At 75.7% G+C, this 15,494-nt stretch carries 14 protein-coding genes; 5 read left to right on the plus strand and 9 right to left on the minus strand.

What is annotated here, in order from left to right:
- The first annotated feature begins 16 nt into the window (after positions 1 to 16).
- On the plus strand, positions 17 to 400 hold the full coding sequence (locus E1O70_RS09410) for a universal stress protein (protein ID WP_061266946.1): 384 nt from the start codon (positions 17 to 19) through the stop codon (positions 398 to 400).
- A gap of 51 nt (positions 401 to 451) precedes the next feature.
- On the opposite strand, the gene E1O70_RS09415 is transcribed toward E1O70_RS09410, so the two are convergent.
- A complete protein-coding gene (locus E1O70_RS09415; protein ID WP_061266945.1) occupies positions 452 to 1,330 on the minus strand; it encodes an SDR family oxidoreductase in 879 nt (292 codons plus the stop codon).
- A gap of 143 nt (positions 1,331 to 1,473) precedes the next feature.
- Here E1O70_RS09415 and E1O70_RS09420 point away from each other — a divergent pair, with 143 nt between their 5' ends.
- Entirely contained in the window at positions 1,474 to 1,881 is a 408-nt protein-coding gene (locus E1O70_RS09420; protein ID WP_031316645.1) for a winged helix-turn-helix transcriptional regulator, read from the plus strand.
- Positions 1,882 to 1,886: 5 nt separating this feature from the next.
- On the opposite strand, the gene E1O70_RS09425 is transcribed toward E1O70_RS09420, so the two are convergent.
- Positions 1,887 to 2,963, minus strand: a complete 1,077-nt coding sequence (locus E1O70_RS09425; protein ID WP_082774266.1) for a TFIIB-type zinc ribbon-containing protein — start codon at positions 2,961 to 2,963, stop codon at positions 1,887 to 1,889.
- Between the two features lie 2 nt (positions 2,964 to 2,965).
- Complete coding sequence (locus tag E1O70_RS09430) at positions 2,966 to 4,117, minus strand: SPFH domain-containing protein (RefSeq protein ID WP_061266944.1); 1,152 nt, start codon at positions 4,115 to 4,117, stop codon at positions 2,966 to 2,968.
- 247 nt (positions 4,118 to 4,364) lie between these two features.
- On the opposite strand from E1O70_RS09430, the gene E1O70_RS09435 reads away from it, so the two are divergent.
- Positions 4,365 to 5,030: a nucleotidyltransferase family protein gene (locus E1O70_RS09435; RefSeq protein ID WP_061266943.1), complete on the plus strand. Its 666-nt coding sequence runs from the start codon at positions 4,365 to 4,367 to the stop codon at positions 5,028 to 5,030.
- A 51-nt stretch (positions 5,031 to 5,081) separates the two neighbouring features.
- On the opposite strand, the gene E1O70_RS09440 is transcribed toward E1O70_RS09435, so the two are convergent.
- From E1O70_RS09440 to E1O70_RS09450, 3 genes are read right to left on the minus strand one after another with little or no spacing between them, the layout of a single operon-like run.
- Positions 5,082 to 8,099, minus strand: a complete 3,018-nt coding sequence (locus E1O70_RS09440) for a molybdopterin-dependent oxidoreductase (protein WP_061266942.1) — start codon at positions 8,097 to 8,099, stop codon at positions 5,082 to 5,084.
- The gene (locus E1O70_RS09445; RefSeq protein WP_061266941.1) at positions 8,096 to 8,965 is read right to left on the minus strand and encodes an FAD binding domain-containing protein; all 870 of its coding nucleotides are present in this window, start codon (positions 8,963 to 8,965) and stop codon (positions 8,096 to 8,098) included. The genes E1O70_RS09440 and E1O70_RS09445 overlap by 4 nt, the downstream gene beginning before the upstream one ends.
- Entirely contained in the window at positions 8,965 to 10,239 is a 1,275-nt protein-coding gene (locus E1O70_RS09450) for an XdhC family protein (RefSeq protein ID WP_061266940.1), read from the minus strand. Before E1O70_RS09450 ends, E1O70_RS09445 begins: the two co-directional genes overlap by 1 nt.
- A gap of 256 nt (positions 10,240 to 10,495) precedes the next feature.
- Here E1O70_RS09450 and moaA point away from each other — a divergent pair, with 256 nt between their 5' ends.
- Positions 10,496 to 11,632: a GTP 3',8-cyclase MoaA gene (gene moaA, locus E1O70_RS09455; RefSeq protein ID WP_128957540.1), complete on the plus strand. Its 1,137-nt coding sequence runs from the start codon at positions 10,496 to 10,498 to the stop codon at positions 11,630 to 11,632.
- A 67-nt stretch (positions 11,633 to 11,699) separates the two neighbouring features.
- On the plus strand, positions 11,700 to 11,972 hold the full coding sequence (locus tag E1O70_RS09460; RefSeq protein WP_061266931.1) for a hypothetical protein: 273 nt from the start codon (positions 11,700 to 11,702) through the stop codon (positions 11,970 to 11,972).
- A gap of 164 nt (positions 11,973 to 12,136) precedes the next feature.
- Here the strand turns inward: E1O70_RS09460 and E1O70_RS09465 are convergent, their stop codons facing one another.
- The 3 genes from E1O70_RS09465 to E1O70_RS09475 form a co-directional block, all read right to left on the minus strand.
- On the minus strand, positions 12,137 to 12,586 hold the full coding sequence (locus E1O70_RS09465) for a molybdenum cofactor biosynthesis protein MoaE (RefSeq protein ID WP_082774251.1): 450 nt from the start codon (positions 12,584 to 12,586) through the stop codon (positions 12,137 to 12,139).
- Positions 12,583 to 13,902, minus strand: coding sequence for a molybdopterin molybdotransferase MoeA (locus E1O70_RS09470; RefSeq protein ID WP_061266930.1), 1,320 nt, complete (start codon positions 13,900 to 13,902; stop codon positions 12,583 to 12,585). The genes E1O70_RS09465 and E1O70_RS09470 overlap by 4 nt, the downstream gene beginning before the upstream one ends.
- An 83-nt stretch (positions 13,903 to 13,985) precedes the next feature.
- On the minus strand, positions 13,986 to 15,461 hold the full coding sequence (locus E1O70_RS09475) for an NCS2 family permease (protein WP_061266929.1): 1,476 nt from the start codon (positions 15,459 to 15,461) through the stop codon (positions 13,986 to 13,988).
- Between the last annotated feature and the right edge of the window lie 33 nt (positions 15,462 to 15,494).

The raw sequence follows: 15,494 nt of genomic DNA on the forward strand, positions 1-15,494 counted from the left end.
CGGAAGGGCCCGCGCGATGACCGTCCTCGTGGCGTACAACGACTCCCCGCAGGGCGAGACCGCATTCCGGGCGGCCGTCGCCGAGGCGGTCCACCGCTCGACCGCGCTCGCGGTCCTCGTGCTCACGCCGCAGGACGCCGACGCGGGCGTCCCCGCGAGCCTCGCCCACCTGCTCGACACGCTCCCCGCCCAGGTCGCGCGCCCCGAGGTGTCGTACCGCCCCGAGCACCGCGACCCGGCCGAGGCGATCATCGACGAGGCCGCGCGCACGACCCCCGACCTCGTCGTCGTGGGGGCGCGCAAGCGCTCACCCGTCGGCAAGTTCCTGCTCGGCAGCACCACGCAGCGCGTCCTGCTCGACTCGCCCGTCCCCGTGCTCGTCGTCAAGGCGTCCCACTGACGGACGCCGTCGCGCGGCCGCCCGGTCGCCCGGACGGCCGCGCCGTCCGGCTCAGCCCTGCGCGACGGCGGCGCGCAGCCCGTCGACGAGCGGCGTCGTCGGGCGACCCAGGAGCCGGCGCAGGTCCTCGGTGACCTCGGCGAGCAGGCCGTCGCGGATGTTGCCGTCCAGCGCGACGACGAACCCCGCCGTCCCCTCGTCCAGGCCGGCGCCCAGCAGGAGCGCGCGGTGCTCGTCGGGCGACACGCGCCGGTAGACGACGGGGCGCCCGAGCACCTCGGCGGCCGCGGCGGCAAGGTCGTCGTACGTCCACGCGACGTCACCGCTCAGCTCGTACACGGCGCCCGCGTGCGCGGACGCGTCCTCGTGCGCGGCGAGCGCGACGACGGCCGCCGCCTCGGCGAAGTCCGCGCGGCTCGCGCTCGCGACGCGGCCGTCGCCCACGCTCGCGACGATCTCGCCGGACTCGCGCGCGGCGAGCACGTCGCCGACGTAGTTCTCGGTGTACCAGTTGTTGCGCAGGACCGTCGTGGCGAGGCCCGAGGCGGCGAGGAGCTCCTCGGTCGCCTTGTGCTCGGGCGCGAGCACGAGTGCGGACGTCGTCGCGTGCGGGGCGCTCGTGTAGACCACGCGCGCGACCCCGGCGGCCCGCGCGGCGTCGACGACGTTGCGGTGCTGCTCGACGCGCTGCCCGACCTCGGACCCGGAGACGAGCACGAGGACGTCCACCCCGGCGAGCGCCGGGGCGAGCGTCTCCGGCTGCGCGTAGTCGGCCTCGCGGACCTCGACGCCGCGGTCAGCAAGGTCCGCGACCTTGGCGGTCGTGCGCGCGAGCGCGACGACCTGGGACGCGTCGGCCCCGCGGGCGAGGAGGGACTCGACGACGAGGCGGCCGAGGTGGCCGCTGGCTCCGGTGACGGCGATGGACATGCGCGGGCTCCTTCGAGTGCGGGGTGCGCGGCCGGTCGGCCGCACGACCACCAGCATGCGCTTACTTTTCGTAAGTGCATACCAGTAGAGAGTGCGTTCTATCTCACAGTGCTGTCCGCGCGAGCGCGCCGTATCCTGGGGCGATGACGACCGACGCCCGCCCCGCGGAGGACACCGGACCCACCGACGCGATGGTGGCCGACGTCTTCCAGCGCGGCTGCACCTCGCGCCACGTGCTCGAGGCGGTGACCGGGCGCTGGGGCGTGCTCACGGTCGCCGGCCTGCGCGACGGCGCGGTGCGCTTCAACGCGCTCCGCCGCCGCATCGACGGGGTCAGCGAGAAGATGCTCGCGCAGACCCTCCAGTCCCTCGAGCGCGACGGCATCGTCGTGCGCGAGGTGCGGGCGAGCATCCCGCCCCACGTCGAGTACTCCCTCACCGACCTCGGGCGCCGCGTCGCGGACAGCCTCTCGGGTCTCATCGACGTCCTCGAGGGCGCGGTCGACGAGGTGTCGGCGTCCCAGCGCGCGTACGACGCGCGCCGGGACTGACCAGCTCACGTCTGCGAGCGCAGGTACCACCAGACGAGCGCGGCGACCACGAGCAGGCCCGCGACGACCGCGAGCACGATCTTGCCGACGCTGTAGGGACGCCGCCCGACCACCTGTCCCGTGTTCGCGTTGACCATCACCTGCCACTGCCTGCCCGCGTAGACGTACGTCGCGACCCACAGCGGCAGGAGCACGAGCTTGAACATCACGTCGGCGTACGCGGTGCGGACCGACGCCACCCGCTGCTCGTCGCCGCCGATGTCGCGCTCGACGTCCCGCCGGATCACGGGCGCCATCTGCTGCTGCGCACGCTCGAGCCCGACGGGCGGCTCGACCTCGTACCGGGCCGCCGCGAACCCCGCGAGGTACTCGGCGCGGAAGGGCACGGCCTGGGCGAGCGGCCACGGCCCGAGCCGGGCGAGGTCGCGCTCGGCGACCTGGGAGGACGCGGGCACGAGCACGTCGTCGAAGTCGCGCTCGACGTGCCCCGCGACGTGCGTCCAGCTCACGCGCCGCTCCTGGCGCTCCTGGTCCCCCTGCTTCACGGTGACGTAGTACGCGTCGCCGCGCTGGCCCGTGTACGCGGACGACGTGCGCGCGTCGAACGTCCAGTGCGGCACGTACGAGCCGTGCAGCGACTCGGTGTCGCCCACCTTCTTCAGCTCGCCCGGTGCGAACCAGCGCGAGCGCACCCACCGCCGGAACGCCTCGCGCGCCTGCGCCTGCTCGACGCCGAACGGCACGACCGCCTCCGGCTGCACGAGCCCGTCGGCCTCCGCCGCGACGACGAGGTGGCCCCCGCAGAAGCGGCACGCGACGGACAGGTCCGTGCCCTGCGTCGTCGCGCCGCAGCCGTCGCACACGAGCGTGCGCGCGTCGAGGAGACCGGCGCGCACGCCGCCCTGTGCCGCGGCCCACGCGTCGAAGGAGTGCTCGTCGACGGCGTCGCCCGCGGCGTGCACGATGTCGACCGTGCCACCGCACGCGACGCAGCGCAGGTGCTGCGTGCCCGGCGCGTACGCGAGCTGCGACCCGCACGCGTCGCAGCGCGTGCGGACCAGCTCGCCGGGGATGTCGCTCACCGTCAGCCCGCCGCCGGGTCGCCGGAGGTGCCCGTCGGGGGCAGCGGCGGAGGGGTCGCGGCGAACAGCGGCGCGAGCGCCGGGACCTGCCCGGCGGGCGTCCACGCGTCCATGCCCTGCTGCCAGACGAGCGACCCGCGCGTCAGGGCACCGGACCGGACGTGGCCCGCGAGGTCCGCCGTCGTGCCGGGACCGGCCTGCGCGCCGTCCACGGCCCAGTACCAGGGCGACTCCGCGGCGGGCAGCGGCGGCGGGCCGGCGGGCGCCGCCGGGGCCTGCGGGGCGGACGGCGTCCCGAGGGACTGCGCGAGCTGCTGCCCCATGGCGGCCCCGAGGCCCATGCCCGCACCGAGCCCCAGGCCGTCGCCCGCCCCGCCGGGGTTCCCCGCCGCGGTCTCGATCGCGTTCGCCGCCTGGAACCTCGTGTACTGGTCGAGGTTCCCGACGACCGCCATCTGGGTGCGCTTGTCGAGCGCCGCCTCGACCTCGGGCGGGAAGGAGACGTTCTCGAGGACGAAGCGGCGGACGGCGATGCCGTACTCCGACAGGTCCTCCGAGAGCTGGCCCGCGAGGCGCGTGGCGATCTGGCCCTGGTTCGCGGCGAGGTCGACCGCCGCGACGCCGGCCTCCGCGAGCGCCGGCCCGAGCTGGCCGACCACGAGACGGCGGAAGTAGTCGCCGATCTCGTCGGTGCGGAACTGCGGGTCGGTCCCCACGAGCTGGCGCAGCAGCGCCGCCGGGTCGACGACCTGCAGGCCGTACGTGCCGAACGCGCGCAGGCGGACCGCGCCGAGCTCCGGGTCGCGCAGGATCACCGGGTTCTGCGTGCCCCACGTGAGGTCGGTGAGCTGGCGCGTCGTGACGAAGTAGACCTCCGCCTTGAACGGTGAGTTGAACCCGTGCTTCCAGCCCTGCAGCGTCGACAGGATCGGCAGGTTCTTGGTCTCGAGCGTGTACGTGCCCGGCCCGAACACGTCGGCGAGCCGGCCCTCGCTGACGAAGACGGCGCTCTGCCCCTCCCGCACGACGAGCTTCGCCTGGTTCTTGATTTCGTTGCCCTGGCGCGGAAAGCGCCAGACGATCGTGTCCCGGCTTTCGTCGAGGAACTCGACGATGTCGATCAGCTGGCCGCGCAGCTTCTCCATGAAGCTCATCCGGACTCCTTCGCTCGTCGTGCGGGACGGCCGCGGGCAACCTGGTCGACGGGCGCGCGGCCCGCCGCGGTCGCCCCCGGCGCGCCGAGCATAGCGGCATCCCAGCCTGCCGATGAAACCGCCAAGGGTTGGTAAAACCGACTGGTCGCCGCGCGGTCGCGTGCGGCCCGACGAACCCGCGGTGACTCCCCCCGGACGAGGCCGCCCGAGGAGCGGCCCCGGGCTCGGCGGCACCTATCCTGGCCGGGTGCCGACCCCGCCGACGACCGCGCCAGCGACTCCCACCGTCGCCGTCCTCCTCGCGGCCGGGGCCGGGACGCGCCTCGGGCGCGGGCCCAAGGCGCTGCTCCCCCACCGCGGCGGCACGCTCGTCGAGCACGCGACGGCGACCCTGCTCGCGGGCGGGTGCGACGCCGTCGTCGTGGTGCTCGGTGCCGAGGCCGCGCGCGTGCGGGCCGGGTCGTCGCTCGACGAGCCCGGGGTGCGCGTCGTCGACAACCCCGACTGGGCCACCGGGATGGCGTCGTCCCTGCGCGTCGGCGTCGCCGCCGCTCTCGGCCTCGCCCCCGCCCGGGTCGTCGTCGCGCACGTGGACCAGCCCGGTGTCGGGCCCGACGACGTCGCGCGCCTCCTCGCCGCGCACCGCCCCGGGCGCGTGACCGCGTCGCGGTGGCTCGCCGGGGGCGCCGCGGAGGACGCTGCGGGGGCGGACCGCCCTCGGTGGGCGCACCCGCTCGTCCTCGACGCCGCGCTCGCGGGGCCCGCCGCCGCGAGCGCCCGCGGCGACCACGGGGCACGCGACTTCCTGCGTGCCCACGCCGACCTGGTCGACGTCGTCGACCACCCTGGCGACGGCCGCGACCTCGACACCGCGGCCGACCTCGACCTCCTGGACGGCCCCGCCCCCCGCTGAGTGCGGGAAGCAGTCGCGCCGACCGGCGTCGGACGGGACTGCTTCCCGCACTCAGCGGGTGGAGGCGGCGGCCTTGATGCCCAGGTAGACGCGGTCGCGCGCGAGCGGGAGCTCGGTGAACCGCACGCCCGTCGCGGCGCGGATCGCGTTGGCGAGCGCGGGTGCGACGGGGTTGAACGGGCTCTCGCTCATCGACTTCGCGCCCATCGGGCCCACGGTGTCCGACGTCCGCGCGAAGTACACCTCGCTGCGCGGGGTGTCCGCGAACGTGGGCAGGTGGTACTGGCGGAAGATGTCCGTCGTCACGCGGCCCGTCTCGTCGACCACCACGTTCTCGTAGAGCGCCGCGCCGAGGGCCTGGGCGATGCCGCCCTCGACCTGGCCGCGGCACTGGCGCGGGTTGACGACCTCCCCGGCGTCGGCGGCCTGGACGGACTGGAGGATGCGGATCTCCCCTGTCCCGCGGTGCACCGCGACGCGGAAGCCGTGGACGTTGAACGCGACCGAGCGCGGGGTGCCGCCCCAGCGGCCCTCGGCGGCGAGCGCGATCCCGGCGTCGTCGGCGGCGCGCGCGACGTCGGCCAGCGGCAGTACCGTCCCGGCGCAGTCGACGCCGCCGGGCACGAGTCGGCAGTCGCCGGGCGCGGCGCCCGCGACCCCGGCCGCGACCTTGAGCACCACCTCGGCCAGGTCCTGCGCGGCGGCGAGCGACGCCTTGCCCGCGACGACCGTGCCGGTGGACCCGAACGCCCCGGTGTCGTGCTCGACGAGGTCGGTGTCGGACTGCCGCACGACGACGTCGGCGGCGTCCTGCCCGAGCGCGCTCGCGACGAGCTGGGCGTGGACGGTCGTCGTGCCGTTGCCGAACTCGGCGGTCCCGACCTCGGCCTCGACGACCCCGTCCGGCCGCAGCCGCACGCGCGCGTGGGAGTAGTGCCCGCGAGGCGGGACGGTGTCGATCATGGACAGCGCCGTCCCCTCCCCGACGCCCCACTCCGGGCCCAGGTCCGGGAGCGCGTCCGGCCCCGACCCGGCGCCCGCGCCGTACGCGGCGACGTCGCGCGCCCGGCCGCGCGCGAGCGCGTCGGCGGCCAGGTCGAGGCACTGGTCGAGCCCGTAGCTGCCGTAGAGCACGTCCTCCTCGGGCGTCGGGTGCGTGGAGAGCATGGGGTCGCCGTCGCGCACGACGTTGCGGCGCCGCAGCTCGACCGGGTCCAGGCCGAGCTGCCGCGCGAGCTCGTCGACCGCGGACTCGACGGCGAAGATCATCTGCGACAGCCCGTACCCGCGGAACGCGCCCGCGGGCACCGTGTTCGTGTAGACGCAGTGGGCGTCGACCTTCTTGTTGTCGCACCGGTAGACGGCGAGGGACTCGCCGCACCCGTGGAACATGACGCCCGGGCCGTGGTTCCCGTACGCCCCGGTGTTGCTGAGGACGTCGAGGTGCAGCGCAGTGAGGGTGCCGTCGCGGCGCGCGCCCGCGCGCACGCGGATGCGGAACGGGTGGCGCGTCGTCGTGCCGACGAACTGCTCGCGGCGCGTGAGCTCGAGCTGCACGGGCCGGCCGAGCCGCAGCGTCGCGAGCGCGACGACGTCCTCCGTGAGCACCTCCTGCTTGCCGCCGAACCCGCCGCCCACGCGCTCGCAGTGCACGCGCACGCGCTCCGGGTCGAGGTCGAGGACGCGCGCCAGATGGCGGCGCGCGAGGAACGGGACCTGCGTGGACGACCGCACGACGAGGCGCCCGTCGTCGTCGAGCGACGCGACGGCGCAGTGCGTCTCGAGCGCCGCGTGCTGCACGCGGTGGGTGCGGTACGTGGCCTCGTGCACGACGTCGGCCTCCGCGAGCCCGCGCTCGACGTCGCCGAGCTCGGAGTGCACCTCGGCGACGACGTTCGCCTCCGGCCGCGAGACGCGCGCGGCCGCGGCGTCGAGCTCGGGGTGCACGAGCGGCGCCCCCGCGACCATGGCCTCCTCCGGGTCGACGACGGCGGGCAGCGGCGCGTACTCGACGCGGACCCGGCGCACCCCCTCCTCGGCCGCGGCGACGGTCTCGGCGACGACGGCCGCGACCCGCTGGCCGACGTGCCGCACGACGTCGTCGAGGATCCGCGTGTCGTCGGGGTCGTCGGTGAACAGCTCGTGCTGCGCGGTCGAGAACCGCGTCGCGGGCGCGTCCTCGTGCGTGAGCACGGCGTGCACGCCGGGCACCGCGAGCGCGTCCGTCGTGTCGATCGCGACGACGCGCGCGTGCGCGTGCGGCGACCGCACGAGCTTGAGGTGGAGCAGGCCCGGGTAGTCGGCCGGGTCCACGTCGAGCGTGTACCGCACCGTCCCGGTGACGATCCCCCGGCCCGCGGGCGCGGGCACGTCGCGCCCGAACGCCCGGCCCGCCTCGCCAGAGCCCTCCCCCGCCGAGGTAGAGCCCCGGTCCGGCGAGGTAGAGGCCCGGTCCGCCGAGGTAGAGCCGTGGTCCGGCGAGGTAGAGGCCCGGTCGCCGCCCGACGGCGCACGCTCGCCCGTGCCCGGTGCGGTCCCGGTCGTGTCGCCGCGCCCGAGCACGGCGTCCTCGATCGCGCGGTACCCCGTGCAGCGGCACAGGTTGCCCTTGAGGTTGCGCGGCAGGTTCTCGCGCTGCGCGTCGTCGAACGTCGCGGCGGTCATGATCATCCCGGCGGTGCAGAACCCGCACTGGAAGCCCTGCGCGTCCAGGAACTGCTGCTGCACCGGGTGCAGCGCGTCCTGCGGGCCGCGGGGGTCGTGGTCGCACGCGCCCGCCGCCTCGTCCCCGGCACCGCCCCGGCACGACGTCGCCGCGAGCCCCTGGATCGTCGTCACCTCGTGGCCCGCCGCGCGCCGCGCGGGGTAGACGCACGAGTGCACCGGGACGCCGTCGACGTGCACGGTGCACGCGCCGCAGTCGCCGCCGTCGCACCCCTTCTTCACGCCGAGCGCGCCCTGCTCGCGCAGGTAGGTGCGCAGGCACTGGCCCGCGCGGGGCTCGGTGCGGGCGGTGCGGCCGTCGATCGTCACCGGCGGGGCCGGGTGCGGGGCGGGCGTCGTCGTCATCGGAGGCCTCCGTCCGAGGTCGTGCCGTCGACGAGCTCCGCGCGGATCTGCTCGCCGAGGCGGTAGGTCATGTCCCGGCGCCACTCGGGCAGCCCGTGGATGTCGTCGTGGTAGAGGTCGGCGGGGACCGCGGCGTCGAGCGTGGCGACGAGGTCGGCGGCGGTGGGCAGCGCGTCCGCCGCGAAGCGGAGCTGCACGGGCCGGCGCGTCGAGGCGGTGACCGTGAGGACGAACGCGCCCCCGGCGTCGGGCGGGTCGACCCGGCCCACGAGCAGCACGCCGGAGCGCCCGAGGTTGGACAGCGACAGGCGGCGGAACGCGGTGCGCGAGCGCAGCGCGTGGTCCGGCAGACGGATCGCGCGCAGGAGCTCCCCGGGCGCGAGCGTGTTGCGCAGCTCGCCCGTGACGAGGTCGACGACGGGCTGCTCCCGGCGGGTGCCGCCCGGCCCCCAGACCTCCGCGACGCCGTCGAGCGCCGCGGTGAGCGAGATCATCGGCCCGGCCGGCAGCGACGTGCAGACGTTGCCCCCGACGGTCGACGTGTTCCAGATCTTGAACGACGCGACGAAGCTGTCGCAGCACGGCCGCACGAGGTCCAGCGCGCGCCACCGGTCGCGCACGGACGCGGCCTGCGCGCTCTCCTCGAACGCCCACAGCTCGGCGACGGTGCACGTCGCGGCGATCTCGAGGCCCTCGTCGGTGACGGTCAGCGCGGGCCACCCCGCGCTCGTCAGGTCGAGCAGGCGCCGGAGAGTCTCGCTGCCGTAGGAGAACAGGACGGTCCCGCCCGCGAGCCACGCGTCGCCCTCGCGCCAGTCGGCGGGGTCGGCGGTCGGGACGAGGTCGGTGACGGTGCCCAGGTCCATCAGGGGGCCTCCTCGGGGTGGGGGCGGTGCGTCGGTGCACCGTCCGGTCGTGCTGCGGGCTCCGCGTGGAGCGGGCCCGAGCTGCTGCTGAGCGGGACGACGGCGGAGCGCCCGTGCCGGGTGGCGACGAGCTCCGCGGTGATGGAGACGGCGACCTCCTCGGGCGTGACGGCGCCGAGGTCGAGCCCGATGGGCGACCGCAGGCGCGCGAGCGCGGCCTCGCCCACGCCCTCGGCGCGCAACGCGGCGACGCGCTGGGCGTGCGAGCGGCGCGAGCCCATCGCGCCGACGTACGCAAGCGTCAGGTCCAGCGCGAGCCGCAGGAGCGGCACGTCGAACTTCGCGTCGTGCGTGAGGACGGCGACGGCGGTCCGTGCGTCGAGCCGGCCCGCGGCGGCCTCGGCGGCGAGGTAGCGGTCGGGCCACTCGACGACGACCTCCGCCTCGGGGAAGCGGCGCGGGTCGGCGAACACCTCGCGCGCGTCGACGAGCGTCACGCGGTAGCCGAGGAGCCGGACGTGCCGCACGAGCGCGCCCGCGAAGTCGTTGGCCCCGCACACGAGGAAGCGCGGCGCGGGCAGCCGCGTCTCGACGAGCAGCGTGACGGGCTCGGCCGCGTCGCACGCGTCGGCGGCTGCTCCTGCCGGGGCCGGTGCGGCGGCGCACCCCTCCGAAGGCGACGGCGACGGCGCCGCGCCCGGGCCGCCGTGCGCCGCGTGCACGGTCGCCGTGCCGCCCGCGCGCAGCACCGCCACGACCTGCGCCGCCGCGGCGGCCAGGCTGTCGGGCCCGACGAGGCCGCGCAGCGCCCGGGCGACCGCTGCCTCGTCGGCGGCACCCGGGTCGTCCACGACGACGGCCGTGCGCGCGCCGCCGTCGATGCGGCGGACGAGGGCCACGGGCGGGGCGGGCTCGGCTCGCGCCGCGAGCGCGTGCAGGGCGCGCGTCGCGTCGTCGTCGGGGAGCACGGGCTGGACGTGGACGTCGAGCGTCCCGCCGCAGCTCAGCCCGACGGCGAACGCGTCGTCGTCGCTGTACCCGAACGTCTCGCGGTGGCTCGTGCCGGACGCGATCGCGTCGAGAGCCGCGGCGTGGACGGCGCCCTCGACGCACCCGCCGGACAGGCTGCCGAGCACGGCGCCGTCGGCGCGGACCGCCATCGCGGTGCCGACCGGGCGCGGCACGGACCCCGACGCGGCGACCACGGTCGCCACGGCGAAGGGCGGCTGCCCCGGACCGAGCCAGGGGGCGAGCCGGTCGACGATGTGGAGCATCGTGGCCTCGCTTCCGCAGGGTGCCGGCGTACCGGCGTCCTTCCAGTGAACCCTTGCGGTGAGTCCCCTGCGTGTCCTGGCCCGCGTCCGCTGTGACGCGCCCGAAACACAGGGCTTGAATCCGCCGTGGACCCCCTCCGACCCACGGAGAGAAGTTCCGTCTAGTGGAATTGCAGTTCCACTCGACGGACTCCACGCTAGCACGCGGTGAGGCGCAGGTCACCGTCCTGGCGGGAGGGACGACTACGATCGGCCCATGACCGCCGTCTCGCTCGGGATGCCCAGGGTGCGGCCCGCCGTGCCCTCCGGCGCCCCGGGAGACCTGGACCCGGCCCGCCCGGCGACCGACGCGCTCGTCGACCGGTACGGCCGCGTGGCGCGCGACCTGCGCATCTCCGTCACCGAGAAGTGCTCGCTGCGGTGCACGTACTGCATGCCCGCCGAAGGGCTGCCCGCGATCCCCCGCGAGGACCTGCTCACGCCCGACGAGATCGGCCGGGTCGTGCGGGTCGCGGTGGAGCGGCTCGGCATCACCGACGTCCGGTTCACCGGCGGCGAGCCGCTCCTGCGGAACGACCTCGCCGACATCCTGCGCGCCGCGCGCGCCGCCGCGCCGAGCGTGTCCCTCTCGCTGACGACCAACGCGATCGGCCTCGACAAGCGCGTCCGCGGGCTCGTCGACGCCGGGCTCGACCGCGTGAACATCTCCCTCGACTCGGTCGACCGCGCGCACTTCGCGCGCCTCACCCGGCGCGACCGCCTCCCCGACGTGCTCGCCGGGATCCGCGCCGCGCTCGACGCCGGCCTCGCGCCGGTGAAGCTCAACGCCGTCCTCATGCCCGAGACGCTGGCGGGCGCGGCCGACCTCCTCGCGTGGGCCGTCGAGCACGGCTGCCACCTGCGGTTCATCGAGCAGATGCCGCTCGACGCCGACGGGCGCTGGACGCGCGCCGACCTCGTGTCGGCGACGGACCTCCTGGCCGTGCTGGGCACCCGCTTCGACCTGCTCGAGGTCGGGCGCGACGACCCGTCGGCGCCCGCCGAGGAGTGGCTCGTGGACGGCGGGCCACAGACGGTCGGCGTCATCGCCTCCGTCACGCGCTCGTTCTGCAGCGCGTGCGACCGCACCCGGCTCACCGCCGAGGGCACCGTGCGCTCGTGCCTGTTCGGCGACGACGAGACCGACCTGCGCGCGATCCTGCGCTCTGCGGACCTCGCCGAGGACGAGCGCGACGACGCCCTCGCCCGCGCGTGGCAGGGCGCGATGTGGCGCAAGCCGCTCGCGCACGGCAGCGACGCCCCGACTCTCGCGCCGACGCCTTCGCGGCGACGACCCGCAGCATGGGCGCGATCGGCGGCTGAGGCGGGCGGCCGGCGGTGGCGCAGATCATAGGGTGAAGCCGGTCACCTCGGTGCATCAGCCCAGGTCAGAGCAGCCGTCTCTTCCTACCATAGATGTCGTGACGACGATCTCTCCTGCACCCACCAACCGCCCCTCCTCCTCGATCTCCGGCGCGTCCTCGACGACCCCGGACAACGCCGCGTCCGCGCTCCCGATCTACCGCACCGACGAGCGTTCCGCCGCCTGGAAGGCCGGCACCAAGAGCGTCCTGGGCGCGGCCGTCGGCGCCGTCGTCGGGGTCGTCGTGCTCAGCTGGTTCGGCCTCGTCCTCGGCACCGCCGTCGGCCTCGGCATCGGCATGCTGCTCGACAACCGCCCCGCCGAGCGCTGACCCGACCTCCCCTCCCGGCCCGCACCGCCGGGTCCCCGCCCGACATCGTCGTCGCCCGGCGGATCAGAAGGAACTCACGAGAGGCGAGAAGTGGCCCCTCCCCGGCTCCGGCCGGGGGCCACTTCTCGCCTCTCGTCGTCTCGCGGCCGGTCCAGGGTCGCGTCCTACAGCCCGACCCACTCCGAGACGCCGTCGTCGAAGTGCTGGCGCTTCCAGATCGGCACCTCGGCCTTGATGCGCTCGACGAGCAGCGAGCAGGCCTCGAACGCCTCCCGGCGGTGGCCCGCGGCGGCCGCCGCGACGAGCGCGACGTCGCCGATCCCCAGGCTGCCGTACCGGTGGACCGCGGCGACCCGCAGCCCCGTCTCGGCCGCCACGTCCGCGACGCAGCGCCGGATCACGGCCGTGGCGTCGGGGTGCGCCTCGTAGTCGAGCCGCGTCACGCCCCGGCCGCCGTCGACGTCGCGGACCACGCCGCGGAACGTCACGACGGCCCCGCACTCGGGGCCCCCGACGGCGTCCTCGACGGCGCGCGACACGGCGTCGTCGAGCACGTCCGTCGTCACACGGCTGGGGTCCGTGGGCGGCGCGCCGCCGTCCGTCGTCTGCGTCACAGCTCCCGCACCTCCACCTCGGTCCCGGCGGCCCACTCTGTCACGTCGGCCGGGACGTCCACGAGCACGTCCGCGCGCGCCATCGACGCGACCAGGTGGGAGCCCGCTCCCCCGACGACGCGCACCGTGCCCCCGGGGCCGGTCGCGCCTCGCAGGAGCTGCCGCTTGCCCGCGGGCGACGTCAGCGGCTCGGCGAGCACCGCCGTGCGCACGCGCTCGACGCCGGGCAGCCCCGCGGCCCGCTCGAGCGGCTCGCGCAGGAACATCGCGAACGACACCTGCGCGCTCACCGGGTTGCCCGGGAACGTGAGCACGGGCGTCCCGTCCACGGTGCCGAACCCCTGCGGCCCGCCCGGCTGCATCGCGACGGAGCGGAACGTCACGTCCGACGACGCACCGCCGCCGAGGACGTCCTTGACCACCTCGTACGCGCCCTGCGACACGCCTCCCGACGTCACGACGAGGTCCGCGACCGCAGCGGCCTCGGCGAGCACGGCGGCGAACCGCTCGGCGTCGTCGCCACAGCGGGCCGTGAGCGCCACGTCGCCCCCCGCGCGCCGCACGGCGGCGCCGAGCGCGTCGGCGTTGGCGTCGAAGACCTGCCCGGGTCCCGGGGCCTCCCCCGGGCCGACGAGCTCCGACCCGGTCGACAGGACCGCGACCCGCGGACGTGCGACGACCCGGACGCGCCCGACCCCGCACGCCGCGGCGGCCGCGAGGTGGTGCGGCGCGAGGACGGTCCCGTCGGTCAGCAGGGCGTCGCCCGGGCGGACGTCGGAGCCCGCCTCGCGCACGAAGTCGCCCGCCGCCCGCGGCACCCGGACCTCGACGGACTCCGGGTCGGCCGGCGTCGTGGAGGCCTGTCCGGCAACCGGGTCGGTGGCACCCTCCCGCGCCGTGCCTGCGGGCGTGCGGGCGAACGTCCCGGTCGCGGTGTCCTCGACGGGCACGACGGCGTCCGCCCCCTCGGGCACGGGCGCGCCCGTCATGATGCGGGCAGCCGTGCCCGGCGCGAGCCGGGGCGGGACGCCCGGCGCCGCCGCGATCTCGGCGACCACGGCCAGCCGGACGGGCGCGTCCCCCCGCGCGTCGGCGACGTCCGCGGCGCGGACGGCGTACCCGTCCATCTGCGCGTTGCGGAACAGCGGGACGGCGACGGGCGCGACGAGGTCCCCCGCGAGGACCCGGCCGAGCGCGTCGGCGAGGTCGACGTCCTCGGTGCGGGCGCGGCGTCGGGCCGCGTCCACGAGGGGTGCGAGGAGGGCCGCGACGTCCGCGCGGTGCTCGTCGACGCTCACCCGTGCTGTTCTTGCCATGCCTCGCCCTTCCCGCTCCCCGCACGCCGACGGGCCACCCCCAGGAGCGGGCGACCCGTCGGCCGTGCGGTCGATGTCGAGGCTCAGCCTCCCACGACCGCGGTGAGCGGACCGCGCACGAAGTACACGACGAACCCGGCCGCGACCACCCACAGCAGCGGGTGGACGTCGCGCGCCCTCCCGCACGCGGTCCGCAGCAGGACCCACGTGACGAACCCGATGCCGATGCCGTTCGCGATCGAGTACGTGAGCGGCATCGTCACGATCGTGAGGAACACCGGCAGCGTCACCGTGAAGTCGGTGAGGTCGATCTCCTTGATCTGGCCCATCATCATCGCGCCCACGACGACGAGCACCGCGCTCGCGACCTCGATCGGCACCACCGCCGTGAGCGGCGTGAGGAACATCGCGACGAGGAAGAGCCCACCCGTGACGACCGAGGCGAGGCCCGTCCGCGCCCCCTCGCCCACGCCCGCCGCCGAGTCGACGAACACCGTGTTCGACGACGACGACGTCGCGCCGCCCACGACCGCCCCCACGCCCTCGACGACGAGCGCCGACTTGATGCGCGGGAAGTTGCCGTCCGCGTCGGCGAGGCCGCCCTGCTTGGCGAGCCCCGTCATCGTGCCCATCGCGTCGAAGAAGTTCGTGAAGAACAGCGTGAACACGAGCATCGTCGCCGCGAGCGCCCCGATCCGGTCGAACGCGCCGAACGAGAGCTGCCCGAACAGGCTGAGGTCGGGCACCGAGACGAGCGAGCTCGGCATCGCCGGCACGGTGAGGTGCCAGCCGCCGGGGTTCGTCTCCGACGCCGGGCCGAGGTGCAGCACGGACTCGGCGACGATCGCCACGACGGTCGTCGCGACGAGCCCGATGAGCAGCCCGCCCTTGACCTTGCGCGCCACGAGGACGCCCATGGTGAGCAGCCCGACGACGAACACGAGCGTCGGGACCGAGGTGATCGACCCGCCGTCGCCGAGCTGGACCGGCGGCCCGCCCGGGGTGCGCGTGACGAACCCCGCGTCGACGAACCCGATGAACGCGATGAACAGGCCGATGCCCACCGTGATCGCCGCCTTGAGCTGGCGCGGGACGGCGTTGAAGATCGCCGACCGCGCGCCCGTCACGGCGAGCAGCACGATGAGCAGGCCGTTGACGAGCACGAGCCCCATCGCCTCGGGCCACGTCACGTCGCCGATCACGGCGACCGCGAGGAACGAGTTGATGCCCAGCCCGGCCGCGAGCGCGAACGGGAGGTTCGCGACGAGCCCGAACAGGATGGTCAGGCCGCCGGCGGCGAGGCCGGTCATCGCGCCGACCTGCGCCGTCTGGAGCCACCCGCCCGCGACGTCGACGGGCGCGTTCTCGGCGCTCGTCCCGCCGAGGATGAGGGGGTTGAGGATGACGATGTACGCCATCGCGAAGAAGGTCACCAGCCCGCCGCGGAGCTCGCGCCCGGTGGTCGAGCCGCGCTCGGTGATCCGGAAGAAGCGGTCGAGCCGGCCGGGAGCCGGTCCGGTGCCGCGTGCGTCGTCGTTCCCGGCGGTCTCCCGCCGCATGCCGAGGAGAGTCACGTCCTTGTGCCCTTTCCT

It is taken from the genome of Cellulosimicrobium funkei (genome assembly GCF_004519295.1).
GTDB classification, from domain to species: Bacteria; Actinomycetota; Actinomycetes; order Actinomycetales; family Cellulomonadaceae; genus Cellulosimicrobium; species Cellulosimicrobium funkei.

Coding starts and splice junctions, on each gene's coding strand:
- E1O70_RS09430 (WP_061266944.1), bottom strand. CDS start 4,117: ATGAGCTTCATGGAGAAGCTGCGCGGCCAGCTGATCGACATCGTCGAG.
- E1O70_RS09440 (WP_061266942.1), bottom strand. CDS start 8,099: ATGACGACGACGCCCGCCCCGCACCCGGCCCCGCCGGTGACGATCGAC.
- E1O70_RS09420 (WP_031316645.1), top strand. CDS start 1,474: ATGACGACCGACGCCCGCCCCGCGGAGGACACCGGACCCACCGACGCG.
- E1O70_RS09470 (WP_061266930.1), bottom strand. CDS start 13,902: ATGGCAAGAACAGCACGGGTGAGCGTCGACGAGCACCGCGCGGACGTC.
- moaA (WP_128957540.1), top strand. CDS start 10,496: ATGACCGCCGTCTCGCTCGGGATGCCCAGGGTGCGGCCCGCCGTGCCC.
- E1O70_RS09415 (WP_061266945.1), bottom strand. CDS start 1,330: ATGTCCATCGCCGTCACCGGAGCCAGCGGCCACCTCGGCCGCCTCGTC.
- E1O70_RS09450 (WP_061266940.1), bottom strand. CDS start 10,239: ATGCTCCACATCGTCGACCGGCTCGCCCCCTGGCTCGGTCCGGGGCAG.
- E1O70_RS09410 (WP_061266946.1), top strand. CDS start 17: ATGACCGTCCTCGTGGCGTACAACGACTCCCCGCAGGGCGAGACCGCA.
- E1O70_RS09475 (WP_061266929.1), bottom strand. CDS start 15,461: ATGCGGCGGGAGACCGCCGGGAACGACGACGCACGCGGCACCGGACCG.
- E1O70_RS09445 (WP_061266941.1), bottom strand. CDS start 8,965: ATGGACCTGGGCACCGTCACCGACCTCGTCCCGACCGCCGACCCCGCC.